The 26,002-nt window shown below is 71.0% G+C and carries 22 protein-coding genes; 6 read left to right on the top strand and 16 right to left on the bottom strand.

Annotation, left to right across the window (positions count from 1 at the left end; all coding sequences use genetic code 11):
* Window positions 1–12: 12 nt before the first annotated feature.
* Window positions 13–993 (bottom strand): heme o synthase, encoded by a 981-nt coding sequence (locus HDG69_RS13585; protein WP_425484035.1) that lies wholly within the window; start codon window positions 991–993, stop codon window positions 13–15.
* A 342-nt stretch (window positions 994–1,335) separates the two neighbouring features.
* Here HDG69_RS13585 and tkt point away from each other — a divergent pair, with 342 nt between their 5' ends.
* The 5 genes from tkt (at window position 1,336) to pgl (ending at window position 7,981) form a co-directional block, all read left to right on the top strand.
* Window positions 1,336–3,447 carry a transketolase gene (gene tkt, locus HDG69_RS13590; protein WP_171784352.1) on the top strand — a complete coding sequence of 704 codons (2,112 nt, stop codon included), beginning with the start codon at window positions 1,336–1,338 and terminating at the stop codon, window positions 3,445–3,447.
* Window positions 3,448–3,545: 98 nt separating this feature from the next.
* Entirely contained in the window at window positions 3,546–4,658 is a 1,113-nt protein-coding gene (gene tal, locus HDG69_RS13595; RefSeq protein WP_171784353.1) for a transaldolase, read from the top strand.
* Between the two features lie 56 nt (window positions 4,659–4,714).
* Complete coding sequence (gene zwf, locus HDG69_RS13600) at window positions 4,715–6,256, top strand: glucose-6-phosphate dehydrogenase (RefSeq protein WP_171784354.1); 1,542 nt, start codon at window positions 4,715–4,717, stop codon at window positions 6,254–6,256.
* 28 nt (window positions 6,257–6,284) lie between these two features.
* Entirely contained in the window at window positions 6,285–7,220 is a 936-nt protein-coding gene (locus HDG69_RS13605) for a glucose-6-phosphate dehydrogenase assembly protein OpcA (RefSeq protein WP_171784355.1), read from the top strand.
* The gene (gene pgl, locus HDG69_RS13610; RefSeq protein WP_171784356.1) at window positions 7,217–7,981 is read left to right on the top strand and encodes a 6-phosphogluconolactonase; all 765 of its coding nucleotides are present in this window, start codon (window positions 7,217–7,219) and stop codon (window positions 7,979–7,981) included. The genes HDG69_RS13605 and pgl overlap by 4 nt, the downstream gene beginning before the upstream one ends.
* Before the next feature lie 91 nt (window positions 7,982–8,072).
* Here the strand turns inward: pgl and HDG69_RS13615 are convergent, their stop codons facing one another.
* The 11 genes from HDG69_RS13615 to uvrA form a co-directional block, all read right to left on the bottom strand.
* The gene (locus HDG69_RS13615; protein ID WP_171784357.1) at window positions 8,073–8,441 is read right to left on the bottom strand and encodes an RNA polymerase-binding protein RbpA; all 369 of its coding nucleotides are present in this window, start codon (window positions 8,439–8,441) and stop codon (window positions 8,073–8,075) included.
* Between the two features lie 112 nt (window positions 8,442–8,553).
* Window positions 8,554–8,799, bottom strand: coding sequence for a preprotein translocase subunit SecG (gene secG / locus HDG69_RS13620; protein WP_171784358.1), 246 nt, complete (start codon window positions 8,797–8,799; stop codon window positions 8,554–8,556).
* 176 nt (window positions 8,800–8,975) lie between these two features.
* On the bottom strand, window positions 8,976–9,743 hold the full coding sequence (tpiA, locus tag HDG69_RS13625; RefSeq protein WP_216645708.1) for a triose-phosphate isomerase: 768 nt from the start codon (window positions 9,741–9,743) through the stop codon (window positions 8,976–8,978).
* A 73-nt stretch (window positions 9,744–9,816) separates the two neighbouring features.
* Window positions 9,817–11,016 (bottom strand): phosphoglycerate kinase, encoded by a 1,200-nt coding sequence (locus tag HDG69_RS13630; protein ID WP_171784360.1) that lies wholly within the window; start codon window positions 11,014–11,016, stop codon window positions 9,817–9,819.
* Between the two features lie 143 nt (window positions 11,017–11,159).
* Window positions 11,160–12,164 carry a type I glyceraldehyde-3-phosphate dehydrogenase gene (gene gap, locus HDG69_RS13635; RefSeq protein ID WP_171784361.1) on the bottom strand — a complete coding sequence of 335 codons (1,005 nt, stop codon included), beginning with the start codon at window positions 12,162–12,164 and terminating at the stop codon, window positions 11,160–11,162.
* Window positions 12,165–12,408: 244 nt separating this feature from the next.
* Window positions 12,409–13,389 carry a DNA-binding protein WhiA gene (gene whiA / locus HDG69_RS13640; protein ID WP_171784362.1) on the bottom strand — a complete coding sequence of 327 codons (981 nt, stop codon included), beginning with the start codon at window positions 13,387–13,389 and terminating at the stop codon, window positions 12,409–12,411.
* A gap of 54 nt (window positions 13,390–13,443) precedes the next feature.
* Window positions 13,444–14,328, bottom strand: a complete 885-nt coding sequence (locus tag HDG69_RS13645) for a gluconeogenesis factor YvcK family protein (protein ID WP_425484040.1) — start codon at window positions 14,326–14,328, stop codon at window positions 13,444–13,446.
* Between the two features lie 124 nt (window positions 14,329–14,452).
* On the bottom strand, window positions 14,453–15,388 hold the full coding sequence (gene rapZ / locus HDG69_RS13650) for an RNase adapter RapZ (RefSeq protein ID WP_171784363.1): 936 nt from the start codon (window positions 15,386–15,388) through the stop codon (window positions 14,453–14,455).
* Window positions 15,385–17,406, bottom strand: a complete 2,022-nt coding sequence (gene uvrC / locus HDG69_RS13655) for an excinuclease ABC subunit UvrC (RefSeq protein WP_171784364.1) — start codon at window positions 17,404–17,406, stop codon at window positions 15,385–15,387. The genes rapZ and uvrC overlap by 4 nt, the downstream gene beginning before the upstream one ends.
* 42 nt (window positions 17,407–17,448) lie before the next feature.
* Window positions 17,449–17,958, bottom strand: a complete 510-nt coding sequence (locus HDG69_RS13660; protein WP_171784365.1) for an OsmC family protein — start codon at window positions 17,956–17,958, stop codon at window positions 17,449–17,451.
* Window positions 17,959–17,975: 17 nt separating this feature from the next.
* Window positions 17,976–20,936 carry an excinuclease ABC subunit UvrA gene (gene uvrA / locus HDG69_RS13665; protein WP_171784366.1) on the bottom strand — a complete coding sequence of 987 codons (2,961 nt, stop codon included), beginning with the start codon at window positions 20,934–20,936 and terminating at the stop codon, window positions 17,976–17,978.
* Between the two features lie 116 nt (window positions 20,937–21,052).
* Here uvrA and HDG69_RS13670 point away from each other — a divergent pair, with 116 nt between their 5' ends.
* Window positions 21,053–21,349, top strand: coding sequence for a YciI family protein (locus tag HDG69_RS13670; RefSeq protein ID WP_171784367.1), 297 nt, complete (start codon window positions 21,053–21,055; stop codon window positions 21,347–21,349).
* Between the two features lie 21 nt (window positions 21,350–21,370).
* Here HDG69_RS13670 and HDG69_RS13675 read toward each other — a convergent pair whose 3' ends face one another.
* The 4 genes from HDG69_RS13675 to coaE form a co-directional block, all read right to left on the bottom strand.
* A complete protein-coding gene (locus tag HDG69_RS13675) occupies window positions 21,371–22,369 on the bottom strand; it encodes a TerC family protein (RefSeq protein WP_171784368.1) in 999 nt (332 codons plus the stop codon).
* Window positions 22,370–22,536: 167 nt separating this feature from the next.
* A complete protein-coding gene (uvrB, locus tag HDG69_RS13680; RefSeq protein ID WP_171784369.1) occupies window positions 22,537–24,645 on the bottom strand; it encodes an excinuclease ABC subunit UvrB in 2,109 nt (702 codons plus the stop codon).
* Between the two features lie 97 nt (window positions 24,646–24,742).
* On the bottom strand, window positions 24,743–25,372 hold the full coding sequence (locus HDG69_RS13685) for a pyroglutamyl-peptidase I family protein (RefSeq protein WP_171784370.1): 630 nt from the start codon (window positions 25,370–25,372) through the stop codon (window positions 24,743–24,745).
* Complete coding sequence (gene coaE, locus HDG69_RS13690; protein WP_171784371.1) at window positions 25,369–26,001, bottom strand: dephospho-CoA kinase; 633 nt, start codon at window positions 25,999–26,001, stop codon at window positions 25,369–25,371. Before coaE ends, HDG69_RS13685 begins: the two co-directional genes overlap by 4 nt.
* Window position 26,002 lies beyond the last annotated feature (1 nt).

Consider the following 26,002-nt stretch of genomic DNA (forward strand, 5'->3'; position numbering starts at 1 on the left):
GTCGGCCGGAGGTCACCACGGCAGGAAGACGTCCACCGCGACGGCGACGAACAGCAGCGTCAGGTACGTGATGGAGGCGTGGAACACCTTCATGGCGCCGGGCCCGCTGCGTTCCCGGCCCTGCGACCGGCCGTGCGCCTTGCGCAGCATCGCCACGGTCAGCCACAGGAACCACCCGCCGAGGGCCGCGGCGACGACCGTGTACACCCAGGTCATGCCGGCCAGGGGAACCAGGGCCAGGGAGCAGGCGATCATCGCGACGGTGTGCCCGACCATCTCTGCCGCGACCCGGCGGTCGGAGGCGACCACGGGCAGCATCGGCACGCCGGCGTTGGCGTAGTCCTTCTTGAACTTCACCGACAGGGGCCAGTAGTGCGGCGGCGTCCAGAAGAAGATGACGCCGAAGAGGGCCAGCGCGGCCCAGCTCAACGACTCGGTGACGGCCGCCCAGCCGATGAAGACGGGCATGCAGCCGGCGATACCGCCCCAGACGATGTTCTGGGAGGTGCGGCGCTTGAGGATCATCGTGTAGCCGACGACGTAGATCGCGATGGCCCCGAAGGTCAGCCACGCCGCGGGGACGTTGACCAGCCACGCGAACCACAGCAGCGAGACCACGCCGAGCGCCGTGGCGAAGATCAGCGCGTGACGCGGCACGATCTCGCCCGTCACCAGCGGCCGACGCTTCGTGCGGTTCATCACCTCGTCGATGTCGCGGTCGAGGTAGCAGTTGAAGGCGTTCGCGGAGCCGGCCGCGAGCGCACCACCGACGAGCGTCTTGACCACCAGCCACAGGTCGGGCAGCCCGCCCTGCGCCAGGATCATCGTCGGGACGGTGGTGACCAGGAGCAGCTCGATGATGCGCGGCTTGGTGAGAGCCACGTAGGCACCCACCCTGCTGCGCCAGCCGGTGCTCCGGCCGTCGACGTCGCGGCGCACGGCGGCGCGGGTCGAGGTCGACGGGTCGGGCGTCGTGCGGCTCGGGGTGCTCACGCGCGTGGTGCTTCCGTTCGCGAGGGGGTCGGGCAGGGCGGGTCCATCGTACGCCGGGGTGCGCGACGTCTCGCACCAGCACGGCGGGAGTGCGGTGTGAGAAACATCAGCGGCCCGGACCGCCGGCCGCGACCACATGGTGGGACGGTTCCGAGGCGTTGACGCGTCCGCCCGCCGTCACCGCTAGTGTGGAGACGCACACCGCAGGGCACTGGTGCCGTCGTGCGCACCGGTTCGTCCGCTGCGTCCGGCGACCGTCCTCGCCGCCACGGCGAGGCCTGCCGCGCCCGGCCACCGCAGCAGAGCACCCGGGGCACCGCCTCGGGCAGGAAAGAGGCATACGTGAACGCGTTCGACCCCGCACTGTCGCCGCTCGAGTGGAACGAACTCGACGCGCGCGCGGTCAAGTCCATCAAGGCGCTCGCCGCCGACGCCGTCGAGAAGTGCGGCTCCGGCCACCCCGGGACGGCGATCTCGCTCGCGCCGGCCGCGTACCTGCTCTTCCAGAAGGCGATGCGGCACGACCCGAGCGACCCGGCATGGGTGGGCCGCGACCGGTTCGTGCTGTCGGCCGGGCACTCGTCCCTGACGCTGTACCTCCAGCTCTTCCTGGCCGGGTACGGCATGGAGATGGACGACATCGCCGCGCTGCGCACCTGGGACTCCCAGACGCCGGGCCACCCGGAGTACGGCCACACCCCCGGCGTCGAGATCACCACCGGTCCGCTGGGCCAGGGGCTCGCCTCCGCCGTCGGCATGGCCTACGCGTCGCGTCGCGAGCGGGGCCTGCTGGACCCCGACGCCGCACCCGGCACCTCGCCGTTCGACCACCACGTGTACGTCATCGCCTCCGACGGCGACCTGCAGGAGGGCGTCACCTCCGAGGCCTCCTCCTTGGCCGGCACCCAGCAGCTCGGCAACCTCGTCGTGATCTGGGACGACAACAAGATCTCCATCGAGGACGACACCGAGATCGCGTTCACCGAGGACGTGCTGGCCCGCTACGAGGCGTACGGCTGGCACACCCAGCGGGTCGACTTCACCCAGGGCGGCACCGGCTACACCGAGGACACCGACGCGCTCGGCGCAGCGCTCGCCGCCGCCAAGGCCGAGACCGGCAAGCCGTCCATCATCGCGCTGCGCACCATCATCGGCTGGCCCGCCCCCACCAAGCAGAACACCGGCGGGATCCACGGCTCGGCCATGGGCGCCGACGAGATCGCGGGCATGAAGACGGTCCTCGGGCTCGATCCCGAGAAGTCCTTCGACATCGACGACGAGGTGCTCACGCACACCCGCGCCGTCGCCGAGCGCCAGGCCGAGCAGCGCACCGCCTGGGACACCGCCTTCGCGGCGTGGAAGACCGCGAGCCCCGAGAAGGCTGCGCTGCTGGAGCGACTCACCGCGGGCGAGCTGCCCGAGGGATGGGTCGACTCCCTGCCGACCTTCGAGGCGTCCGAGAAGGGCATCGCGACCCGCGCGGCCTCGGGCAAGGTTCTCTCGGCGCTCGCCGACACCCTTCCCGAGCTCTGGGGCGGCTCGGCCGACCTGGCCGGATCCAACAACACGACGATGGACGGCGCGGCCTCGTTCGTCCCGGTGGAGCACGCCACCAAGAAGTTCCCCGGCAACCCGTACGGGCGCACGCTGCACTTCGGCATCCGCGAGCACGCGATGGGATCGATCCTCAACGGCATCGTGCTGCACGGCCTCACCCGGCCGTACGGCGGCACGTTCCTGCAGTTCTCCGACTACATGCGGGCGTCCGTGCGACTCGCCGCGCTGATGGGGATCCCGTCCACCTTCGTGTGGACGCACGACTCGATCGGGCTCGGCGAGGACGGTCCGACGCACCAGCCCGTCGAGCACCTGGCCGCGCTGCGTGCCATCCCGGGTCTGGACATCGTCCGTCCCGCGGACGCCAACGAGACCGCCTGGGCCTGGCGCGGCATCCTCGAGGAGCGCCACCACCCGGCCGGTCTCGTGCTGACCCGCCAGGGGGTGCCCACGTTCCCGCGCGGCACGGAGGGCTTCGCGGGCGCCGAGGGCACCCTTCGTGGCGGCTACACGCTCCTGGACACCGAGGGCACGCCGGACGTCATCCTGGTCGGCACCGGCTCCGAGGTCCAGCTCGCGGTGGAGGCGCGCGAGCTCCTCGCCGCCGACGGCGTGGCTGCGCGTGTGGTGTCCCTGCCGAGCCGGGAGTGGTTCGACCGCCAGGACGCCGAGTACCGCGAGTCGGTGCTGCCGTCGTCGGTCAGGGCCCGGGTCTCGGTCGAGGCGGGCGTGGCCCAGGGCTGGCGCGACATCGTCGGCGACGCCGGCCGGAGCGTGTCGCTGGAGCACTACGGCGCCTCGGCCGACCACCAGACGCTGTACCGCGAGTTCGGCATCACGGCCGAGGCCGTGGCCACCGCCGCCCGCGAGTCCCTCGCGGCGGTTCGCGGCGAGTAGCACCGACGACGGCGGCCGGCGAGCGTCGGCCGCCGTCGTCGTCCACCATGTGACGGACGCGGTGGTGCGGCCACCGCCGGCGAGGCAGGAGACCTGACATGACCGAGACGAACCGACCCACCCGGCACCTCTCCGAGGCAGGCGTGTCCATCTGGCTGGACGACCTGTCGCGCGAACGGCTCGACACCGGAAACCTCGCGGACCTGATCGAGTCCCACGACGTCGTCGGCGTCACCACCAACCCGACGATCTTCGCCGGCGCGCTCGCGGCGGGCAACGCCTACGACGGCGCGCTCACCGAGCTGGCGGGGACCGACGTCGAGGCCGCGGTCGAGACCATCACCACGGACGACGTCCGTGCGGCCGCCGACGTGCTGCGCGGCGTCTACGACGCCACCGACGGCGTCGACGGCCGCGTGTCCATCGAGGTCGACCCGCGCCTCGCTCGGGACACCGCTGCCACCGTCGCGACAGCGCGGCGGCTGTGGCACACGGTCGACCGTCCCAACATCATGATCAAGATCCCGGCCACGGTCGAGGGCCTCCCCGCCATCACGGAGACCATCGCCGCCGGGATCAGCGTCAACGTCACCCTGATCTTCTCCATCGACCGCTACCGCGCCGTGATGGACGCCTTCCTGACCGGTCTGGAGCGTGCACGGGCCAACGGGCACGACCTGGCCCCCATCGGGTCGGTGGCCTCCTTCTTCGTCTCACGGGTCGACGCTGCCGTGGACTCGGCGCTGAACGACGTCGGCACCGACACCGCCCTGGCCCTGCGGGGCCGGGCAGCGATCGCCAACGCCCGGCTCGCGTACGCCGCCTACGAGGACGTGTTCTCCTCCGAGCGGTGGCACTCGTTGGCGTCCGCCGGGGCGCACCCCCAGCGTCCCCTCTGGGCCTCGACGGGCGTCAAGGACCCCGCCTACCCCGACACCCTGTACGTCACCGAGCTGGTCGCGCCGGGCGTGGTCAACACCATGCCCCAGGCCACGCTCGACGCCGTCGCGGACCACGGCGAGATCACCGGCGACACGGTCTCCGGCACCGCCGAGGAGGCGACCGCGACGCTGCACGCCGTCGAGGCGCACGGCATCTCGATGGACGAGGTGACCGCGCGCCTCGAGGACGAGGGCGTGTCCAAGTTCGAGAAGAGCTGGGACGAGCTGCTCGCCACCACCCAGACCGGCCTCGACGCCACCGGCGCCTGAGCGCGCGACGCCAGAACGCTTCACCGACGACCGCACCACGACAGAGACGGGGCACCGTGAGACCGGCCAAGATCACTGCTGAGCAGAACCCGCTGCGCGACCCGCTCGACCTCCGCCTGCCCCGGATCGCCGGTCCGTCCGGACTGGTCATCTTCGGTGTCACCGGCGACCTTTCCCGCAAAAAGCTGATGCCGGCCGTCTACGACCTCGCCAACCGTGGCCTGCTGCCGCCGGGCTTCGCCCTCACCGGGTTCGCCCGCCGCGACTGGGAGGACGAGGACTTCGCGCAGATCGTCCACGACGCGGTCAAGGAGCACGCGCGCACCCCGTTCCGCGAGGCGACCTGGCAGCAGCTCAGCGAGGGCATCCGTTTCGTGCAGGGTTCGTTCGACGACCCCGAGGCCTTCGAGCGCCTGCGCAGGACCGTCGAGGACCTGGACGCCGAGCGTGGTACCGGAGGCAACCACGCCTTCTACCTGTCGGTGCCGCCGAGCGCCTTCCCCCTGGTGTGCGAGCAGCTCGCCCGCTCGGGCCTGTCCGAGTCCGCCGAGGACGCCTGGCGCCGGGTGGTCATCGAGAAGCCCTTCGGGCACGACCTGGCCTCCGCCCAGGAGCTCGACGCCGTGGTGTCGAAGGTCTTCGAGCCCGAGTCGGTGTTCCGCATCGACCACTACCTCGGCAAGGAGACGGTGCAGAACATCCTGGCGCTGCGCTTCGCCAACCAGATGTTCGAGCCGCTGTGGAACAGCAACTACGTCGACCACGTCCAGATCACGATGGCCGAGGACATCGGCATCGGTGGGCGTGCGGGGTACTACGACGGGGTCGGCGCGGCACGGGACGTGATCCAGAACCACCTGCTGCAGCTGCTGGCGCTCGTGGCGATGGAGGAGCCCGTCAACTTCGACGCGGACGCGCTGCGCGCCGAGAAGATCAAGGCGTTGTCCTCGGTCCGGCTGCCCCGGGACCTCTCCCGGCACACCGCCCGGGGACAGTACGCCTCCGCGTGGCAGGGCGGCGAGAAGGTCGTCGGTTTCCTCGAGGAGGAGGGCTTCAACCCGGAGTCCACCACCGAGACCTACGCTGCCGTGCGTCTCGACATCGACAACCGGCGGTGGGCCGGCGTCCCGTTCTACCTGCGCAGCGGCAAGCGTCTCGGACGTCGGGTGACCGAAGTCGCGGTCGTCTTCAAGACGGCGCCGCACCTCCCGTTCGAGAGCTCGCTGACCTCCGACCTGGGCAGCAACGCCCTGGTGATCCGCGTCCAGCCGGACGAGGGCGTCACGTTGCGGTTCGGGGCCAAGGTCCCCGGCACGGCCATGGAGGTCCGCGACGTGACGATGGACTTCGGGTACGGGCACTCCTTCACGGAGTCCTCCCCCGAGGCCTACGAGCGGCTCATCCTCGACGTGCTGCTCGGCGACCCGCCGCTGTTCCCCACCCGCGAAGAGGTCGAGCTGTCCTGGAAGATCCTCGACCCCGTCATCGCGCACTGGGCCCAACGGGGCCGTCCGGAGACCTACCCCGCCGGGTCGTGGGGTCCCCCGTCGGCCGACGCCATGATGGCTCGCGACGGACGCACCTGGCGCCGTCCCTGATCCGCCGGCACGACCAAGGAGCACTCCCATGATCATCGACATGCCGGACACCACGACGAACGCGGTCAGCAAGCGTCTCGACCAACTGCGCGACGAGGGTGGTGCCGTGGCCCTCGGCCGCGTGCTGACGCTCGTCGTGGTCGCCGCCGAGGTCGACATCGAGGCGGCGGTGTCGGCCGCGAACGAGGCCAGCCACGAACATCCCTGCCGGGTCGTGGTCGTCGCGCCGCTGGCCACGCACGCCGCGACCGGACGGCTGGACGCCCAGATCCGCGTCGGCGGTGACGCCGGCGCCTCGGAGGTCATCGTCCTGCGGTGCGCCGAGCCCCTGGGTGACCACCCCGACACCCTGGTGATGCCGTTGCTGCTGTCCGACGCGCCGATCGTGGTGTGGTGGCCCACCGGTGGCCCCGACGACCCGACGGCCGACCCCCTGGGCGCCATGGCGCAGCGCCGCATCACCGACACGACGACCGCGGACGACCCCGTCGCCAAGCTGGGAAGCCTCGCCAGGTCGTTCACCGAGGGCGACACCGACCTCGCCTGGGCTCGGGTCACCCTGTGGCGCGGGCTGATCGCCGCTGCGATCGACCAGCCACCCTACGAGCCGGTGACCTCCGTCCGTGTCGAGGGACAGGCGGAGCACACCTCGCTCGACCTGCTCGCCGCCTGGCTGGGCCTGAAGCTGAAGTGTGCGGCGACGGTGGTCCGTACGCCCGGCTCGGACGCCATCACCCGTGTCACCCTCGAACGCAAGAGCGGGCCCATCGTCCTGGACCGGCCGGACGGCCGCGTCGTGACGATCAACCAGCCCGGCAAGCCCGAACGTCGCATGTCGCTACCGATCCGGTCGCTGTCGGAAGCGCTCATCGAAGAGCTGCGGCGGCTCGACCCCGACGAGATCTACGGACAGGTGCTGGGCAAGGGCCTGGGCCGGATCGCGACCGTCGAGGATGCCTCGTGAGCACCCGCCTGGTCGTCGTCCACCCGGACGCCACCGTCCTCGCCGAGGCGGCCGCCGCGCGGCTCCTGACGCGCGTCCTGGACGTCCAGTCGCTCCGCAGCCCGGTACACCTGGTGCTCACGGGCGGAACCGTCGGGATCAAGACGCTCGCAGCCGTGGCCGCGAGCCCGTTGCGCGACGCCGTCGACTGGTCCGGCGTCCACCTGTGGTGGGGCGACGAGAGGTTCCTGCCCTCCGGCGACCCGGAGCGCAACGAGACGCAGGCACGCGCGGCGCTCGTCGACGACCTCGTGCGGTCCTCGGGGCTCCCCACGGCGAACGTCCACGCGGTGGCGCCCTCCGGGGAAGGTCCCGGGGAGGCGGCGACGCCGGAGGAGGCCGCGGCCGCCTACGCCGCCGAGCTGTCGGCCTTCGCGTCGCCCGGCGGTCAGGTACCGTCGTTCGACGTGCTGCTGCTCGGTATGGGGCCCGACGGACATGTCGCGTCACTCTTCCCGGACCACGCGGCGCTCGCCGCGGTCGGCGCGGTGGTGGGCGTGCACGGCTCGCCCAAGCCGCCGGCGGAGCGGGTGTCCCTGACGTTCGCGGCCATCGGCAGCGCGCGGGAGGTGTGGGTCGTCGCGGCCGGTGCGGAGAAGGCGGCGAAGGCCGCCGCCGCACTGTCGGACGGACCTGTCACCGAGGTCCCCGCGGTGCGTGCTGTCGGACACGACCGGACCCTGTGGCTGCTGGATGCCGCTGCGGCCTCCGGGCGTGGCTGAGCGCGTCCCGCGGCCAAGCAGCCACCGCCGACGCCGAACGTCGTGAGGGGGGCGATCCTGCGGCAGGATCGCCCCCCTGACGACGTCGTTCTCAGCGCGAGGCGGCCACACCTCCGGAACGACGGTCGCGCAGCATGGCGAGCGCCTCGTCCAGCAGGGCCGCGCCGTCGGCCTCGGACCGACGTTCCTTGACGTACGCGAGATGAGTCTTGTAGGGCTCGTTCCGCAGCGGTGCCGGAGGGTTCGCGCGGTCCCGACCCGCGGGAAAACCGCACCGCGGGCAGTCCCAGTGCTCAGGGGGCTCGAACGCCTCCACCACGGCGAAGCTCGGTCTCGTCTCGTGACCGTTGAGACACCAGTACGAGACCACGGTCCGCGGTGCGACCTCGCCGCGTTCCTGCTCTCCCATCGGTCCGGCCCCGACCCGCGAGCCACGGATAGCGTGTCCAGCAGATGCCACGTGTCGTCCTCACCTTCGACTCAGTGGGCGTTGCCCACGGACGATCCTCGTGCCCGACGGCGCGCCCCCGTGCCGTCCGACGCCGCGCCCCCCGGTGCGGCTCGTTGGAACGTCAGCTCACCTTCGTGGCGAGCCCGAGGAGGACGACGACCACGACCCACACCAGGGCGATACCCACGGTGATGCGGTTGAGGTTGCGCTCTGCCACGCCAGAGCTGCCCGCCGCACTGGACATACCGCCCCCGAACATGTCGGACATGCCCCCGCCCTTGCCCTTGTGCATCAGGATGAGCAGGATCAGGAACGCGCTGGTGAGCACCAGCACGACGTTCAGGAAGATGGTCAACGCGGCGAACATGAGTGTCCTCGGTTCTCGGCCGCCTCACGGCGGGCTGACGGCGCCGGGATTGCCCGGCGGGCTCAAGAGTAGGTGACGAACGCCTCTTGTGGCGAACCCCTGGCATGACCAAGGGCTGACCGCCACAAGAGGCGTCCTGGACGGACGGGCACGCGGGCGCGCCTCGTCCCGGCTCGTCAGGCCACGTGCGACTGGTACCGCACGATCTTCGCGAACTCCACCGGGTCGAGGCTGGCGCCGCCCACCAGCGCGCCGTCGACGTCGGGCTGCGCCATGATCTCGGCGACGTTGCCCGACTTGACCGAGCCGCCGTACAGGACCCGCACCCCGGCGGCCAGCTCGGCGTCGTACAGCTCCGCGAGCCGAGCACGCACCGCCCCGCAGACCTCCTGGGCGTCCTCCGGCGTGGCGACCTCGCCCGTCCCGATCGCCCACACCGGCTCGTAGGCCACGACGATGCTCTTCGCCTGCTCGGCGGGGACGCCCTCGAGCGCACCGTCGAGCTGAGCCAGCGTGTAGGAGACCTGGTCCCCCGCCTTGCGGACGTCGAGACCTTCGCCCACGCACAGGATCGGCGTCACGTCCTTCGAGAACGCCGCCTTCACCTTGGCGTTGACGACGGCGTCGCTCTCGGCGTGGTACTCCCGGCGCTCGGAGTGCCCGACCGCGACGTAGCTGCAGCCCAGGCGGGCGATCATGGCGCCCGAGACCTCACCGGTGTAGGCACCGGACTCGTGCTGCGAGACGTCCTGCGCGCCGTAGCGGACCTCGAGCTTGTCCGCGTCGACCAGGGTCTGGACCGACCGCAGGTCGGTGAACGGGGCGAGGATCGCGACCTCGACCGCGGAGTAGTCGTGCCCGGCGTCCTTGAGGGTCCACGCCAGCTTCTGCACCGCGGCGATCGCCTCGGCGTGGTCCAGGTTCATCTTCCAGTTGCCCGCCATGAGGGGCGTGCGCTTCGTAGCCACTTCTTCGTCCTTCGTGTCGTGGATGGTTGGTCGCGTGAGCAGGCGAAGGTCAGTCTGCCAGGACGGTCAGCCCTGGCAGCTCCTTGCCCTCGAGCAGCTCCAGGCTCGCTCCCCCACCGGTCGAGATGTGGCTGAAGCCCTCCTCGTCGAACCCGAGGATGCGGACGGCGGCGGCGGAGTCGCCGCCCCCGACGATGGAGAACGCACCGGCCGAGGTCGCCTCGATGATGCCCTGGGCGACGGCGCAGGTGCCGCCGGCGAAGGCGTCGAACTCGAACACACCCATCGGGCCGTTCCAGGCGATGGTGCGCGCGTCGGCCAGCTTGGCGGCGAAGAGCCGCGCGGAGTCGGGGCCGATGTCCAGGCCCATCTTGCCGTCAGGGATCGCGTCGGCCGCGACCGTCGTGTGCGGCGCGTCGGCCGCGAACGAGTCCGCCGCGACGATGTCGGTCGGCAGCACGATCTCGACCCCGTTGGCCTCGGCCTGCGCCAGGTAGCCCTTCACCGTGTCGACCTGGTCGGCCTCCAGCAGCGAGGCCCCGACCGAGTGGCCCTTGGCGGCCAGGAACGTGAAGACCATCCCGCCACCGATGAGCAGCCGGTCGGCCTTGGTCAGCAGGTTGGCGATGACGCCCAGCTTGTCCGACACCTTGGAACCGCCGAGCACGACCGCGTAGGGGCGCTGCGGATCGGTCGTCGCCCGCGAGAGCGACTCGACCTCCTTGAGCACGAGGTCGCCCGCACCGGCCGGCAGGATCTGCGCGACGTCGTAGACCGACGCCTGCTTGCGGTGCACGACACCGAAGCCGTCGGACACGAACGCGTCTGCCAGCCGGGCCAGCTCGGCCGCCAGCTCGGCGCGCTCGGCGTCGACCTTGGAGGTCTCCCGGGCATCGAAGCGGACGTTCTCCAGCAGGGCCACCTGGCCGTCGGCCAGGCCCTCGACGGCGGCGCGGGCGGAGGGCCCCACGAGGTCCGACGCGAGCCGTACGTCCTGCCCGAGCAGCTCGCCGAGACGTGCTGCGACGGGTGCGAGCGAGTACTTCGCGTCCGGTGAGCCCTTCGGCCGGCCCAGGTGGGCCATCACCACGACACGCGCGCCGGCGTCGGACAGCCGCTGCAGGGTGGGCAGGGCGGCACGGATGCGGCCGTCGTCGGTGATGGTGGTGCCGTCCAGCGGCACGTTGAAGTCGGAGCGGACGAGCACGCGCTTGCCGCGCAGGTCTCCGAGTGTGTCGATCGTCTTCATGAGCTCACCTCGTGCAGAAAGGTCGGTGGGTGGCAGGTGCCGGTGACACGACGACGTCCGCGGGTGCGGCGGTCGGCTCGTCGCACGGACGGGCGGCCCGCGCACCCGCGGACGTCGTGGTCACTCTCGGGTCGGGCAGCTCGTCAGAGCTTCGCGCCGACGAGCTCCGTGAGCGACACGAGGGAGTTGGAGTAGCCCCACTCGTTGTCGTACCAGGAGACGACCTTGACCTGGTTGCCGATCACCTTGGTGAGCTTCGCGTCGAAGATGCTCTGGTGCGGGTCGGTCACGATGTCCGAGGAGACGATCTCGTCCTCGACGTACGACAGCACACCCTTCAGCGGCCCCTCGGCGGCAGCCTTGACCGCGGCGTTGACCTCCTCGACCGTGACCTCCTTGGAGGCCTCGAACGTCAGGTCGGTGGCCGAACCGGTGATCACCGGCACGCGCAGGGCGTAGCCGTCGAGCTTGCCCTTGAGCTCGGGCAGGACCAGGGCAACGGCCTTGGCGGCACCGGTCGTCGTCGGGACGATGTTCTGCGCGGCGGCGCGGGCACGGCGCAGGTCGCCGTGCGGGCCGTCCTGCAGGTTCTGGTCACCCGTGTAGGCGTGGATCGTGGTCATGAGGCCACGCTCGATGCCGATCGAGTCGTTGAGCGCCTTGGCCAGCGGCGCGAGGCAGTTCGTGGTGCACGAGGCGTTCGAGATGATGTGGTGCGCGGCCGAGTCGTACTGGTCGCTGTTCACACCCATGACGAAGGTCGCGTCCTCGTTCTTCGCCGGAGCGGAGATGATGACCTTCTTGGCGCCTGCGTCGATGTGCGCCTTCGCCTTCGTGGCGTCGGTGAAGAAGCCGGTGGACTCGATGACGATGTCCGCACCGAGCTCGCCCCAGGGCAGGTTCGCCGGGTCGCGCTCGGCGAGCGCACGGATCTTGGTGCCGTCGACGATGATGTTGTCCTCGTCGAACTCGACGGTCTTGCCGAAACGACCCAGGGTGGTGTCGTACTTCAGCAGGTGCGCGAGCGTCTTGTTGTCGGTCAGGTCGTTCACGCCCACGACCTCGATGTCCGCACCCGACTCGACAAGAGCCCGGTAGAAGTTACGTCCGATGCGGCCGAAGCCGTTGATGCCGACGCGGATGGTCACGATAGCCCTCCTCAGGGCGCGCCGGATCCGAACCGGCGCACACGGTTGATGCCAACTCTCGCGCGCACTCGGCGCGCTGGTAGACACGGAGCCACCCCGGAGGTCCCGTGACGCATGGCCGGGACATCGAACCCAGGGTCACACCGTCGTCACCTGACACCTCGGAGCCTATACCCATCCGTTGCCGGGTGCTGACTCCGGTCGCCCGTGAGACAGGTGGTCCGACCAGTGGTCGGCGGCGCTCTCAGAGGTCCAGCAGGTCGGGCGAGAGCCCCGCCTCGGTGTCGGGGATGCCCAGGTCCATCGCCCGCTTGTCCGCCGTCGAGAGCAGCCTGCGGATCCGGCCCGCCACCGCGTCCTTCGACAACGGCGGGGACGCGAGCTGGCCGAGCTCCTCCAACGAGGCCTGCTTGTGGGCCAGACGCAGCTCCCCGGCCTCGCGCAGGTGCTCCGGCACCTCGTCGCCGAGGATCTCGAAGGCGCGCTGAACCCGGGCGCCGGCCGCGACCGCCGCCCGCGCCGAGCGACGGAGGTTCGCGTCGTCGAAGTTCGCCAACCGGTTCGCGGTGCCGCGCACCTCACGCCGCGCCCGCCGCTCCTCCCACGTCGCACGGGTGGTGACTGCGCCCATCCGGCGCAGCGCCTCGCTGATGGCGTCACCGTCACGCACCACCACCCGGTCGATGCCGCGGACCTCACGCGACTTCGCCTGGACTCCGATGCGCCTCGCGGCTCCCACCAGTGCCAGCGCCGCCTCGGGTCCGGGGCAGGTGACCTCCAGGGACATGGACCTGCCCGGCTCGGTCAACGAGCCGTGCGCGAGGAACGCCCCTCGCCACGCCGCTTCTGCCGCGTCCACGCCACCGGAGACGACCTCCGGTGCCAGCCCCCGCACCGGTCGCCCTCGCGAGTCCAGCAGGCCGGTCTGGCGAGCCAGCGACTCGCCGTCGCGCACGACCCGGACCACGTACCGGTCGTTCTTGCGCAGCCCCCCGGCACGGACGACGATCAGCTCGCTGGCGTGCCCGTACAGATCGGAGATCGCCCGCCGCAGCCGTCCGGCCGCGGACTCCGTGTCGAGCTCGGCCTCGATCACCACGCGGCCCGAGATGATGTGCAGACCACCCGAGAACCGCAGCATCGCCGACACCTCGGCCTTGCGGCACGACGTCCGAGTCACCACGTGCCGTGCCAGCTCGTCCTTCACCTCTACCGTCAGCGCCATGGCGTCATCCTGCCACGCGCCCATGACCTGCGCCGTCGAGGCAGGCGTGGGGCCTCACCCGGCCGGTGTGCCCTCGAAGACGTCACGGTAGGCGGCGGCGAGGCGCAGCGGGTCGTGACGGGGCGTGCCGTCGCCGCGCGCCACAGGCGCCAGGACGAGCCGCGCACCGAGCGCCTCGGCGGCACTGCTCAGCTCGTCGAGGTCACCGGCGGCCGACCGGTCCGCGAGAACCACGTCGATCGCGAGACGGGGTGCGTGCCGGTGCAGCGCGGCGAGATGTTCCGCCGCCGTCAGACCGTGCGTCTCGCCCGGTTCCGCGCTCAGGTTCAAGGTCACGCAGCGCCGCGCCGAGGTGGCGTGCAGCGCCGCTGCCAGATCCGGGACGAGGAGGTGCACGAGCACCGAGGAGTACCAGGACCCCGGACCCAGGACCACCCAGTCGGCGTCGAGCACGGCCCGCACGGCCTCGGGGCACGCCGGTGGATCGGCAGGGCGAAGACGCAGCTGGTCGATCCGTCCTCCGCACCGCGCGACGCTGCTCTGTCCGACCACCGTGCCGGCCTTCCCTCCGTCCATGACGTCGGCCTCGACGACGAGGGGCACCGAGGCCATCGGCAGCACGCGGCCCCGCGCGCCCAGGAGCCGGCCCACCCAGTCCAGGCCCTCCACGGTGTCGCCGAGCCGCTCCCACAGAGACACGATGAGGAGGTTGCCCATGGCGTGCCCGTCCAGCTCACCGCCCGTGGCGAACCGGTGCTGCAGCAGATCGCTCCAGGTGCGCCCCCACTCCGTGTCGTCGCACAGCGCCGCCAGCGCCATGCGCAGGTCACCCGGCGGCAGGACGTCGAGCTCGTCGCGCAGTCGGCCGGACGAGCCACCGTCGTCGGCCACCGTGACGACGGCCGTGAGCCGTTCGGTCAGCAGCCGCAACGCCCCCAGGCTCGCCGACAGGCCGTGTCCTCCGCCGAGCGCCACGGTCGTCGGCCCCTCCGGACGGCCGAGGTCGCGGGGCTCCGGAACGCTCCGTGCCGCGTCGGCACGGGATGGCGTGGCGTTCAGGGCGCTATTCCTTCCCGAGGTCGCGGGCCGTGACGGTCACGTTCTGCCCGGCGGCCCGCAGCCGGTCGGCGATCTCCCCCGCGATCGCGACCGATCGGTGCTTCCCGCCGGTGCAGCCCACGGCGATCGTGGCGTAGCGCTTCTCCTCGGCGAGGTACCCGGCCAGCACGGGCTCCAGGGCCGCGACGTACCGTTCGACGAACTCGGTCGCACCCGGGCGCTCGAGCACGTAGCGGCGCACGGCGTCGTCCTGCCCGGTCAGGTGACGCAGCTCCGAGATCCAGTAGGGGTTGGCGAGGAAGCGCACGTCCACGACGTGATCCGCGTCCAGGGGCAGGCCGTACTTGAAGCCGAAGGCCAGCACGTTGATGCGCAGCGCGTCGACGGCACCGGCGGCCACGGCGTCCCGGACCTCCTTGGCGAGGTCGTGCACGGAGAGGTCCGAGGTGTCGACGACGACGTCGGCCCGCTCGGCGATCGACGCCAGCACCCGCCGCTCCGCCGCGATGCCGTCCAGGATCCGGCCGTCACCCTGCAGCGGGTGCGGGCGCCGCACGCTCTCGAAGCGTCGCACCAGCACCTCGTCCGAGGCGTCCAGGAACAGGATCCGGTAGGTGATGCCACCGGCGCGCAGGTGGCCGAGCGCCTCGGCCAGCTCCGGGAAGTACTCACGACCGCGGACGTCGACCACCACGGCGAGCTGGTCGACCGACGATCCCGCTCTGGTCATCAGGTCGACGAGCGGCACGATCATCAGCGGCGGGAGGTTGTCGACCACGAACCAGTCGAGGTCCTCCAGCACGCCGGCGGCGCGGGAACGCCCCGCCCCGGACATGCCGGTGATGATCAGCACCTCCGGGTCGGAGCGCGGTGGCGCCGGGGTCGCGGCCTCGATCTCGGCGATGCCCTGGGGAACGGTGATGGGCGACGGTTCGCTCATGGGCCCAGCATGCCAGTCCGGTCGCCGTCGTCCGCGCTCGCCGTGCCCGACACGCCGGTGCCGGCCAGCGCGTCGACGACCGCCCTCGCCGTGCGGGCGCCCACGCCCTTGACCTCGGCGACCTCCTCGACGCTCGCCGCGCGCAGGCGCTTCACCGAACCGAAGCGCGCCAGCAACGCCTGCTGGCGGGCCGGCCCCAGCCCCGGCACGCCGTCCAGGACGGAGGACACCATGCCCTTGCTCCGCCGACGACGGTGCTGGGCGATGGCGAAGCGGTGCGCCTCGTCGCGCACGCGCTGCAGCAGGTACAGGCCCTGGGACGCCCGTTGCAGGATCACGGGGTAGTCGTCGCCGGGCACCCAGACCTCCTCCAGCCGCTTGGCCAGCCCGCACAGTGCGACGTCGGTCACCCCCAGCTCGGCCAGCGCACGAGCGGCCGCGGCCACCTGCGGAGGGCCGCCGTCGACGACGACGAGCTGCGGCGGATAGGCGAACCGTCGCCTGTCCCCCTCCTCCGCGTCAGGACCGACCTCACCGGTGGTCCCCAGCTCTCCGGACGCGTGCCGGTCGTCCAGGTAGCGGCGGAACCGGCGGGTGATCACCTCGTGCATCGCGGCGGTGTCGTCGGCCGCACCGTCCCCGTCCGGACCGCGCACCGAGAAGGAGCGGTACTCGCTCTTGCGCGGCAGGCCGTCCTCGAAGACGACCATCGACGCCGACTGGTACGAGCCCTGGGTGTGCGAGACGTCGTAGCACTCGATCCGCAGAGGCGCCTCGTCCAGGCCCAGCGCCTCCTGCAGCTCGGCGAGGGCCTGGCTGCGGGTCGTGAGGTCCCCGGCGCGCCGCGTGCGGTGCAGCGCGAGAGCCTGCTCGGCGTTCGCGTGGACGGTCGCGGCCAGCTCCCGCTTGTCCCCCCGCTGCGGGACCCGAACGTCGACCCGTGCGCCGCGCAGCCCCGTCAGCCAGGCGGTGACCTGCTCCAGGTCGGTCGGCAGGACGGGCACCAGGACCTCGCGCGGCACCGCGTCCCGCGCGACGGCACGGGCCTCACGGTCGGTCGCCGCCGGGTCGCGGGCGTCGGCGACGGCCCCGTAGACCTGCTGCAGCAGGTGCTCGACGAGCTCGGCGTCTGTGACGTCCTCGACCTTCTCGACCACCCAGCCGCGCTGGCCCCGGATCCGGCCGCCCCGCACGTGGAACACCTGGACGGCAGCCTCCAGGTCGTCGCCTGCCAGGGCGAAGACGTCGGCATCGGTCGCGTCGGAGAGCACGACGGCGTTCTTCTCCGTCACACGCCGCAGCGCCGCCAGGTCGTCACGCACCCGGGCGGCGCGCTCGTACTCCTGGTGCGCGGCCGCGTCCGCCATCTCCTGCTCCAGCCGCCGGACGAACCGCCCGGTGTCGCCCGCCATGAAGTCGCACAGGTCGCTCGCCAGGGCACGGTGATCGGCAGGGCTGACCCTGCCGACGCACGGCGCCGCGCACTTGTCGATGTAGCCGAGCAGGCAGGGCCGGCCGGACTGCTCCGCACGCCGGTACACCCCGGCCGAGCAGGTCCGCACGGGGAACACGCGGAGCAGGAGGTCGAGCGTCTCGCGGATCGCCCACGCGTGCCCGTACGGACCGAAGTAGCGCGTCCCCGGACGCTTGACCCCGCGCATCACCTGCGCACGGGGGATCTCGTCCCCCATCGTCACCGCGAGGTAGGGGTAGGACTTGTCGTCGCGGTACTTGACGTTGAACCGCGGGTCGTACTCCTTGATCCAGGAGTACTCCAGGGACAGCGCCTCCACCTCGGTCCCGACGACGGTCCACTCGACGGACGCCGCCGTCGTCACCATCTGCTGGGTCCGGTGGTGGAGGTTCGCGACGTCCTGGAAGTAGCTCGAGAGCCGTTGACGCAGGTTCTTCGCCTTGCCGACGTAGATCACCCGACCGTGGGCCTCGCGGAACCGGTAGACACCCGGCGAGGTGGGGATCTCCCCCGGTCGTGGACGATAGGTCGCAGGGTCGGCCATGAGCCCCAGGTTAGGTCAGGACACCGACACGGCGGGAAACCGTCAGGCGGCCGCGTCAGCCAGGTGCAGCGGGGCAGGCTCGACGACGACCGAGAAGTTGACGCTCCGCGCGAGGAAGCACATCGCGTGCGCACGGCGGTGCAGGCCCGCGACGTGCTCGTCCGTGGCCTGCTCACCCGGTTCCACCACCACACGCGGGCGCAGCGTGACGTCCGTGAACTGCCCCTCGCCCCGCGACTCGACCCTCATCGTGCCCGACGCGTCGTCGACGTACTGCCGCACCGCCAGGCCGGTCTCCGCGGAGAGGTGCAGGAACCACAGCATGTGGCACTGCGACAGGCTGGCCACGAACAGGTCCTCGGGGCTGTACCGGGCGGGGTCACCACGAAAGGCCGGGTCCGCCGAACCCGGGATCCCCGGACGGCCGGGCAGGGCGACGTCGTGGTCGCGAGAGTAGGCGACGTACGACGACGTCACGGCCTCCGGGCTGCCCGGGTCGACGCCCGAGGCGGGCCAGGTGACGGCGACCGAGTACTCGTGGTGGGCTCCCATGGCCACACCGTAGAGGCTCAGGCGGCGTCGCGCTTGGTGGCCCGCGCCTTCTTCGCGCTGCGACGCCGTGCCGGCGCCTCCGGCGTCGTCGGACGCCGGACCGGGGCGACCGGGACGTCCGCGTGCGTCGCGAGCGTCTCGGCGAGGTAGCGGCCCGTGTGGCTCGCCTCGACCGCAGCGACCTGCTCGGGCGTCCCCTCGGCGACGACCGTCCCGCCGCCCGAGCCGCCCTCCGGCCCCATGTCCACGACCCAGTCGGCGCTCTTGACGACGTCCAGGTTGTGCTCGATGACCAGCACGGTGTTGCCCTTGTCCGCCAAGGACTGCAGGACCCCCAGCAGCTTGCGGATGTCCTCGAAGTGCAGGCCGGTCGTCGGCTCGTCGAGGACGTAGACCGTGCGGCCGGTCGAGCGCTTCTGCAGCTCGGCGGCCAGCTTGACCCGCTGCGCCTCACCACCGGAGAGGGTCGGCGCCGGCTGCCCGAGCCGCACGTAGCCCAGTCCGACGTCCACGAGCGTGCTGAGGTGCCGCGAGATGGCGGGGAACGCTGCGAAGAACTCCGCAGCCTCCTCGATCGGCATCGCCAGCACGTCCGCGACCGTCTTGCCCTTGAAGTGCACCTCCAGGGTCTCGCGGTTGTAGCGCGCCCCGTGACAGACCTCGCACGGGACGTACACGTCAGGCAGGAAGTTCATCTCGATCTTGAGCGTCCCGTCGCCCGAGCAGGCCTCGCACCGCCCTCCCTTGACGTTGAAGGAGAACCGGCCCGGACCGTAGCCGCGGACCTTGGCCTCCTCCGTCTCGGCGAAGATCTTGCGGACGCGGTCCCAGACACCCGTGTAGGTGGCCGGGTTCGACCGCGGTGTGCGCCCGATGGGGCCCTGGTCGACGTGCACGACCTTGTCGAGGTGCTCGATGCCGGTCACCCGTGTGTGCCGGCCCGGCACCTGCCGGGCGCCGTTCAGCTCGTTCGCCAGGACCGTGTGCAGGATCGAGTTCACGAGCGTCGACTTCCCGGACCCGGAGACACCGGTGACGGCGGTGAGGACTCCCAGGGGGAACGACACGTCGATGTCACGCAGGTTGTTCTCCCGGGCACCCACGACGGTGACCCGACGCTCCGGGTCGACGCCCCGGCGGGTCGCCGGGAGCGCGATGCTGCGCCGACCCGACAGGTAGGCGCCCGTCATCGACCCCTCGGCCTCGAGCAGCCCCGCGAGGTCGCCCGAGTGAACCACGGCGCCGCCGTGCTCCCCCGCCCCGGGACCCACGTCGACGATCCAGTCCGCCGCCCGGACCGTGTCCTCGTCGTGCTCCACCACGATCAGGGTGTTGCCCAGGTCGCGCAGCCGGGTCAGCGTCTCGATGAGACGCCTGTTGTCCCGCTGGTGCAACCCGATGCTCGGCTCGTCCAGCACGTACAGCACCCCGACGAGTCCGGAGCCGATCTGCGTCGCCAACCTGATGCGCTGCGCCTCACCGCCCGAGAGGGTCCCGGCCGCCCGTTCCAGGGTCAGGTAGTGCAGCCCGACGTCGAGCAGGAAGCCGAGGCGGGCGTGGATCTCCTTGAGCACCTCACCGGCGATCGCCGCTTCCCGGGTGCCGAGCTCGAGCGCGTCGAGGTACTCCTTCGCGTCGCCGATCGGTAGCCGGCACACGTCCCAGATGGACTTCGAGCCGACCTTGACCGCGAGGACCTCCGGCTTGAGGCGAGCGCCGCGGCACTCCGGGCACGGGACCTCTCGCATGAAGGCCTCGTACCGCTCCTTGGACCAGTCCGACTCCGTCTCGGTGTGCCGACGCTCGATGAACGTCACGGCGCCCTCGAAGCCCGTCGAGTACTGCCGCTCGCGCCCCCACCGGTTGCGGTACTTCACGTGCACCTCGTGGTTGCGCCCGTGCAGGACGGCGTCGCGGGCGCGCTGCGGCAGCGCACGCCACGGCACGTCCATGGAGAACTTCATCTCCTCCGCGAGCGCCGTCAGGACACGTTCGAAGTACTCCGAGGAGGTCTGCGCCCAGGGCGCGACCGCCCCTTCGCGCAACGTGCGCTCGTGGTCGGGCACGACCAGCTCCGGGTCGACCTCCAGCCGGAAGCCGATCCCCGTGCACTCGGGGCAGGCTCCGTAGGGGGCGTTGAACGAGAAGGTCCGCGGCTCGATCTCGTCGAGGCTCAGCGGATGGTCGTTGGGGCACGCCCGCTTCTCGGAGTACTTGAGCTGGCGCGGAGCGTCGGCGTCTGCCCCTGTGCCACCCGAGGAGTCGACCAGGTCGACGACGACCAGGCCGCCGGCGAGCCCGAGGGCCGTCTCGACGGAGTCGGTGAGCCGCCGTCGCACGCCGTCGCGAGCGACCAGGCGGTCCACGACGACCTCGATGTCGTGCTTGACCTTCTTCTCCAGCGCCGGCGGGCTGCTGAGCTGCACGGTCTCGCCGTCGACCCGTGCCCGCGCGAAACCCTGCGCCTGCAGCTCGGCGAAGAGGTCGAGATACTCCCCCTTGCGGCCGCGCACGACCGGCGCGAGGACCTGGTACCGCGTGCCCTCCGGCAGCTCGAGGATCTTGTCGACGATCTGCTGCGGCGTCTGCGCCCGGACCGGCTCGTCGCACACCGGGCAGTGCTGGGTCCCGGCCCGGGAGAACAGCAGCCGCAGGTAGTCGTACACCTCGGTGATGGTCCCGACGGTCGACCGGGGGTTGCGGTTGGTCGACTTCTGGTCGATCGAGACGGCCGGGCTCAGCCCTTCGATGAAGTCGACGTCAGGCTTGTCCATCTGGCCGAGGAACTGCCGGGCGTAGGCGGACAGCGACTCGACGTAGCGCCGCTGTCCCTCGGCGAAGATCGTGTCGAAAGCCAGCGAGGACTTGCCGGAACCGCTCAGGCCGGTGAAGACGATGAGCGAGTCCCGCGGCAGGTCGAGGTCGACGTTGCGCAGGTTGTGCTCACGGGCACCGGAGACGACGAGACGATTGCTCACCGCAGCATCCTACGGCGACCCACCCGCATTCGTACAGGTGTTCCATGTCACCGCCCGGCACTCCTGCAGGGCGGAGCATCGCACCGCCGGTGGGTCGAAGATGCTTGGATGGCGACATGAAGACCTACGCCGTCACCTATGACTACGCCCCCGGCAGCGCCGCCGCCCGCGACCGGGTGCGTCCCGCCCACCGTGAGCTCCTCGGGACACTGCGCACCGCAGGGTCCGTCCTCGTGTCGGGCCCCTTGCCTGCGACCGACGAGCACCCCGACGGCGCCCTGATCGTGGTGACGGCCCCGTCGGAGCAGGCCGCGACGACCCTGCTCGACGGCGACCCCTTCCGTCTCGAGGGCCTCGTGGACCGGCTGACGGTGCGCGAGTGGGTGCCGGTCATCGGCGGCTTCTCGACCTGAGGCCGACCCGCGCGTGGTCGGCTACGCCGCGCTGTCGCGCGTCAGGACCTTCTGGCGGCGGCGCGAGGCGAGCAGCGAGAAGATCGTGGTGATCGCCAGCACGACGACGATGAAGCTCAACGAGACCGCCGTCGGGATCTCCGGGATCGCGTGCACGGGCTCGCCACCGTTGACGAACGGCAGCTCGTTGGTGTGCAGCGCGTGGATGACCAGCTTGACGCCGATGAACCCCAGGATCGCGGCGAGACCGTAGTTGAGGAAGACCAACCGGTCGAGCAACCCGTCCACGAGGAAGTAGAGCTGCCGCAGTCCCAGCAGCGAGAACGCGTTGGCGGTGAAGACGAGGAACGTCTCCTGGGTCAGGCCGAAGATCGCCGGGATCGAGTCGACGGCGAAGAGCAGGTCGGCGCTGCCGATGGCGATCATCACGATGAGCATCGGGGTGACGTACCGCCTGCCGTCGATCCTCGTCGTCAGGCGGTGCTCGACGTAGGTGTCGGTGGTCGGAAGGACCCGCCGCGTCAGCCGCAGCACGGCGTTCTCGCTGAACTCCTCGTCGTGGTCGGTCCCGGCACGGGCCTGAGCGACGGCGGTCCAGATGAGGAACGCACCGAAGACGTAGAAGATCCACGCGAAGTTCGCGATGAGCGCGGCACCGGTGAAGATGAAGATCGTCCGCAGCACCAGGGCGATGGTGATCCCGATCAGCAGCACCCGCTGCTGGTGCTCTCGGGGCACCCTGAAGCTCGTCATGATCAGGACGAACACGAAGAGGTTGTCGACGCTCAGCGACTTCTCGGTGACGTAGCCGGCGAAGTACTCACCACCGTAGGTGGGCCCCCAGACGACGAGGACGACGACCCCGAAGAGGAGTGCGACGGCGACGTAGGCCAGTGACCACCAGGTCGACTCCTTCAGGGTCGGGGCGTGCGGCGTGCGCACGTGGCCGACGTAGTCGATGGCGAGCATGGCGAGGATCGCGCCGACGGTGGCGATCCATACCCAGACAGGCACGTCCATGGGGTACTCCTTCGGTACACAGAGTCAGTACCGAAGGTCTCCTCCACCTGTGGTCGCGCCAGCAGGTCGACAGGGCCGGTCCGGCGACGACGCCCGACGTGATGACGGCCCTGCACGTTGTGGAGTACTCCCCCTCGTCGAGCAGTCAGCATACGGCACCGCGAGGGTCACCCGGTCGCGTCACGCATCTGGCGCAGCTCCTTCTTCAGGCCCCCGATCTCGTCCCGCAGCCTCGCGGCGACCTCGAACTGCAGCTCGGCAGCAGCGGCGTGCATCTGGTCGCTCAGCTCCTGGATGAGCTCGGCGAGCTCGTCCGCGGCCAGCCCTGCCAGGCGGTTGCCCGACGTCGCGGCCTCCTTCGGCGTGCCGGGCACGGCTGCCCTCGGGCGACCGTCGCCCGGCGTCTTGCGGTAACCGCCGGCCAGCAGCTCTGCGGTGTCGATGTCCTCGCGCGCGAGCATGTCGGTGACGTCCGCGATGCGCTTGCGCAGCGGTTGCGGGTCGATCCCTCGCTCCGCGTTGTAGGCCTGCTGCTTCTCCCGTCGCCGGCTCGTCTCGTCCAGGGCGAACCGCATCGCCGGGGTCACCTTGTCGGCGTACATGTGCACCTGACCCGTGACGTTGCGCGCCGCTCGTCCGATGGTCTGGATCAACGAGCGCTCCGACCGCAGGAAGCCCTCCTTGTCCGCGTCGAGGATCGCCACGAGCGAGACCTCCGGCAGGTCGAGGCCCTCGCGCAGCAGGTTGATCCCCACGAGCACGTCGTACTCGCCCATCCTCAGCTCGCGCAACAGCTCGACCCGCCGCAGCGTGTCCACCTCGGAGTGCAGGTAGCGCACCCGGACGTCCTTGCCGAGCAGGTAGTCGGTGAGGTCCTCGGCCATCTTCTTGGTGAGCGTCGTCACCAGGACGCGCTCGTTGCGGTCCACCCGGTCGCGGATCTCGCCGAGGAGGTCGTCGATCTGGCCTGTCGTCGGCTTGACCACGACCTCCGGGTCGACGAGGCCCGTCGGCCGGATGATCTGCTCGACGACACCGTCGGACATCGCCAGCTCGTAGTCGCCGGGCGTGGCCGACAGGTAGACCGTCTGGCCGATCCTCTCGACGAACTCCTCCCAGCGCAGCGGCCGGTTGTCCATCGCGCTCGGGAGCCGGAAGCCGTGGTCCACGAGCGCCCGCTTGCGGGACATGTCACCTTCGAACATGGCGCCGATCTGCGGCACCGTCACGTGCGACTCGTCGATGACGAGCAGGAAGTCCTCGGGGAAGTAGTCGAGCAACGTGTTCGGTGGCGTGCCCCCCTCGCGGCCGTCGATGTGGCGCGAGTAGTTCTCGATGCCGTTGCAGGTGCCGATCGAGCGCATCATCTCGATGTCGTAGGTGGTCCGCATGCGCAGCCTCTGTGCCTCGAGGAGCTTGTCCTGCTTCTCCAGGTCGGCCAGCCGCGCCTCGAGCTCGGCCTCGATGCCGCCGATCGCGCGCTCCATGCGCTCGGGCCCCGCGACGTAGTGCGTCGCCGGGAACAGGTACACGCTGCTCTCGTTGCGGATCACGTCACCGGTCAACGGGTGCAGGGTCTGGATCGACTCGATCTCGTCGCCGAAGAGCTCGATCCGGACGGCGAGCTCCTCGTAGACCGGGATGATCTCCACGGTGTCGCCGCGCACCCGGAACGTCCCACGGGTGAACGCCATGTCGTTGCGGGTGTACTGCATCTGCACGAACCTGCGGAGCATCTCGTCGCGGTCGACGACGTCGCCCACCTCCAGACGCACCATCCGGTCGACGTACTCCTGCGGCGTGCCGAGACCGTAGATGCACGACACCGACGCCACCACGACGGTGTCGCGCCGCGTCAACAGGTTCGACGTCGCCGAGTGTCGCAACCGCTCGACCTCGTCGTTGATCGAGGAGTCCTTCTCGATGTAGGTGTCCGTCTGGGCGATGTACGCCTCGGGCTGGTAGTAGTCGTAGTAGGAGACGAAGTACTCGACGGCGTTGTTCGGCAGGAGCTCGCGGAACTCCGTGGCGAGCTGCGCGGCGAGCGTCTTGTTCGGGGCCATGATCAGGGTGGGACGCTGCAGCTTCTCGATCAGCCAGGCCGTCGTCGCGCTCTTGCCCGTGCCGGTCGCCCCCAGCAGGACGACGTCCTTCTCCCCTGCCTGGATCCTCCCCGCCAGGTCGCCGATCGCGGCCGGTTGGTCACCGCTCGGTTCGAACTCCGAGATCACCTCGAAGGGTGCCACGGTGCGCTGCAGGTCGGTCACGGGTCGCATGGCACCACGGTAGGCCGTGACACCGACATCCGGCCCACGGGACGAAGGCAGGTGCCGAGGTCGAGTGCCGGGACCGATGCTCGGGTCAGTGCCCGGGTCAGTGCTCGGCGCCCGCCGCGACCAGCAGGTCGCCGGTCCCCGCGACCTGGTGCCGGACTGCGGTCCGGACCACCGCGGACAACGCCCGGGCCGCCGTGGCCGGAGGGACGACGTCGCCGGAGGGCACGTGCACGAACCCCACCCGGACCGGCCTGCCGACGACCGCGTGCGCCAGGGCGTAGAAGGTGGCGTTGCAGACGTACGTCCCCGCGCTGTTGCTCACACCGACCGGCACACCCAGCTCCTCGACCGCGCGCAGCGCCGCCTTGATCGGCAACGAGGTGAGATAGGCCGCCGGACCACCGACCACGACCGGTTCGTCGATCGGGCGACGACCGTCGTTGTCGGCGATACGGGCGTCCGCGACGTTGATCGCCACCCGCTCGAGACGCACGGTGCCCGTGCCGGCCGCCAGGCCCACACTTACCACGACCTCCGGTTCGTGCTCGACGAGCAGGCGCCGCACCGCCAGGGCAGCGCCTGCGAACGTCACGGGCAGGCGGGCGGTGACGAGCTCGTGGTCGCCTCCCGCGGCGCCCCACGCGTCCGCCACCAGCCGGACCGCCTCCCAGGACTCGTTGACCGTCGCCCCGCCGAACGGCTCGAACCCGGTGACCAGGACCCTCACACCAGGTCCTCGGCGTCCAGCTCCTCGGCGACCTCGCCGGACACGCGCTCCCAGAGCTCGTCGACCTGACCCTGCAGCTGCTGCAGCGTCCCGGTACCGTCCAGCACGACGTCGGCGAGCGCCAGTCGTTCGGCGTCGTCCGCCTGGGCCTCGACCCGCGAGCGCGCCTCGGCCGGGGTCAGAGCACGTCCCGCGACGAGCCGCTCCACCCGCTGCTCGGCGGGGGCGTGGACGACCACGAGCAGGTGGAACCGGTCCGCCTGGCCGGTCTCCACCAGCAGGGGGATGTCGTGCACGACGACCGCCCGGGGGTCCGCCGCGCCGGCCATCGCCTCACGCTCCGCCGCCAGACGTCGCACCTGCGGGTGCACGATGTCCTCGAGCCGCGACCGCGCGGCCCCGTCGCCGAAGACGAGCCGTCCCAGGGCGGCACGGTCCAGCGAGCCGTCGACGGCCAGGACCCCGTGCCCGAACTCCTCGGCCACCTCGACCAACCCGACCGACCCGGGCGCCACCGCCTCGCGGGCCAGCACGTCGTGATCGATCACGACCGCACCGCGCTCGCCGAGACGCCGCGCCACCGCGGACTTGCCTGCTGCGATACCACCGGTCAGACCTATGCGGAACATG

It is taken from the genome of Isoptericola halotolerans (assembly GCF_013149785.1).
Classification (GTDB): Bacteria; Actinomycetota; Actinomycetes; order Actinomycetales; family Cellulomonadaceae; genus Isoptericola; species Isoptericola halotolerans.

Coding starts and splice junctions, on each gene's coding strand:
- tal (WP_171784353.1), top strand. CDS start 3,546: ATGACCGAGACGAACCGACCCACCCGGCACCTCTCCGAGGCAGGCGTG.
- HDG69_RS13605 (WP_171784355.1), top strand. CDS start 6,285: ATGATCATCGACATGCCGGACACCACGACGAACGCGGTCAGCAAGCGT.
- secG (WP_171784358.1), bottom strand. CDS start 8,799: ATGTTCGCCGCGTTGACCATCTTCCTGAACGTCGTGCTGGTGCTCACC.
- tpiA (WP_216645708.1), bottom strand. CDS start 9,743: ATGGCGGGCAACTGGAAGATGAACCTGGACCACGCCGAGGCGATCGCC.
- HDG69_RS13630 (WP_171784360.1), bottom strand. CDS start 11,016: ATGAAGACGATCGACACACTCGGAGACCTGCGCGGCAAGCGCGTGCTC.
- whiA (WP_171784362.1), bottom strand. CDS start 13,389: ATGGCGCTGACGGTAGAGGTGAAGGACGAGCTGGCACGGCACGTGGTG.
- rapZ (WP_171784363.1), bottom strand. CDS start 15,388: ATGAGCGAACCGTCGCCCATCACCGTTCCCCAGGGCATCGCCGAGATC.
- uvrC (WP_171784364.1), bottom strand. CDS start 17,406: ATGGCCGACCCTGCGACCTATCGTCCACGACCGGGGGAGATCCCCACC.
- HDG69_RS13660 (WP_171784365.1), bottom strand. CDS start 17,958: ATGGGAGCCCACCACGAGTACTCGGTCGCCGTCACCTGGCCCGCCTCG.
- HDG69_RS13670 (WP_171784367.1), top strand. CDS start 21,053: ATGAAGACCTACGCCGTCACCTATGACTACGCCCCCGGCAGCGCCGCC.
- HDG69_RS13675 (WP_171784368.1), bottom strand. CDS start 22,369: ATGGACGTGCCTGTCTGGGTATGGATCGCCACCGTCGGCGCGATCCTC.
- uvrB (WP_171784369.1), bottom strand. CDS start 24,645: ATGCGACCCGTGACCGACCTGCAGCGCACCGTGGCACCCTTCGAGGTG.
- coaE (WP_171784371.1), bottom strand. CDS start 26,001: ATGTTCCGCATAGGTCTGACCGGTGGTATCGCAGCAGGCAAGTCCGCG.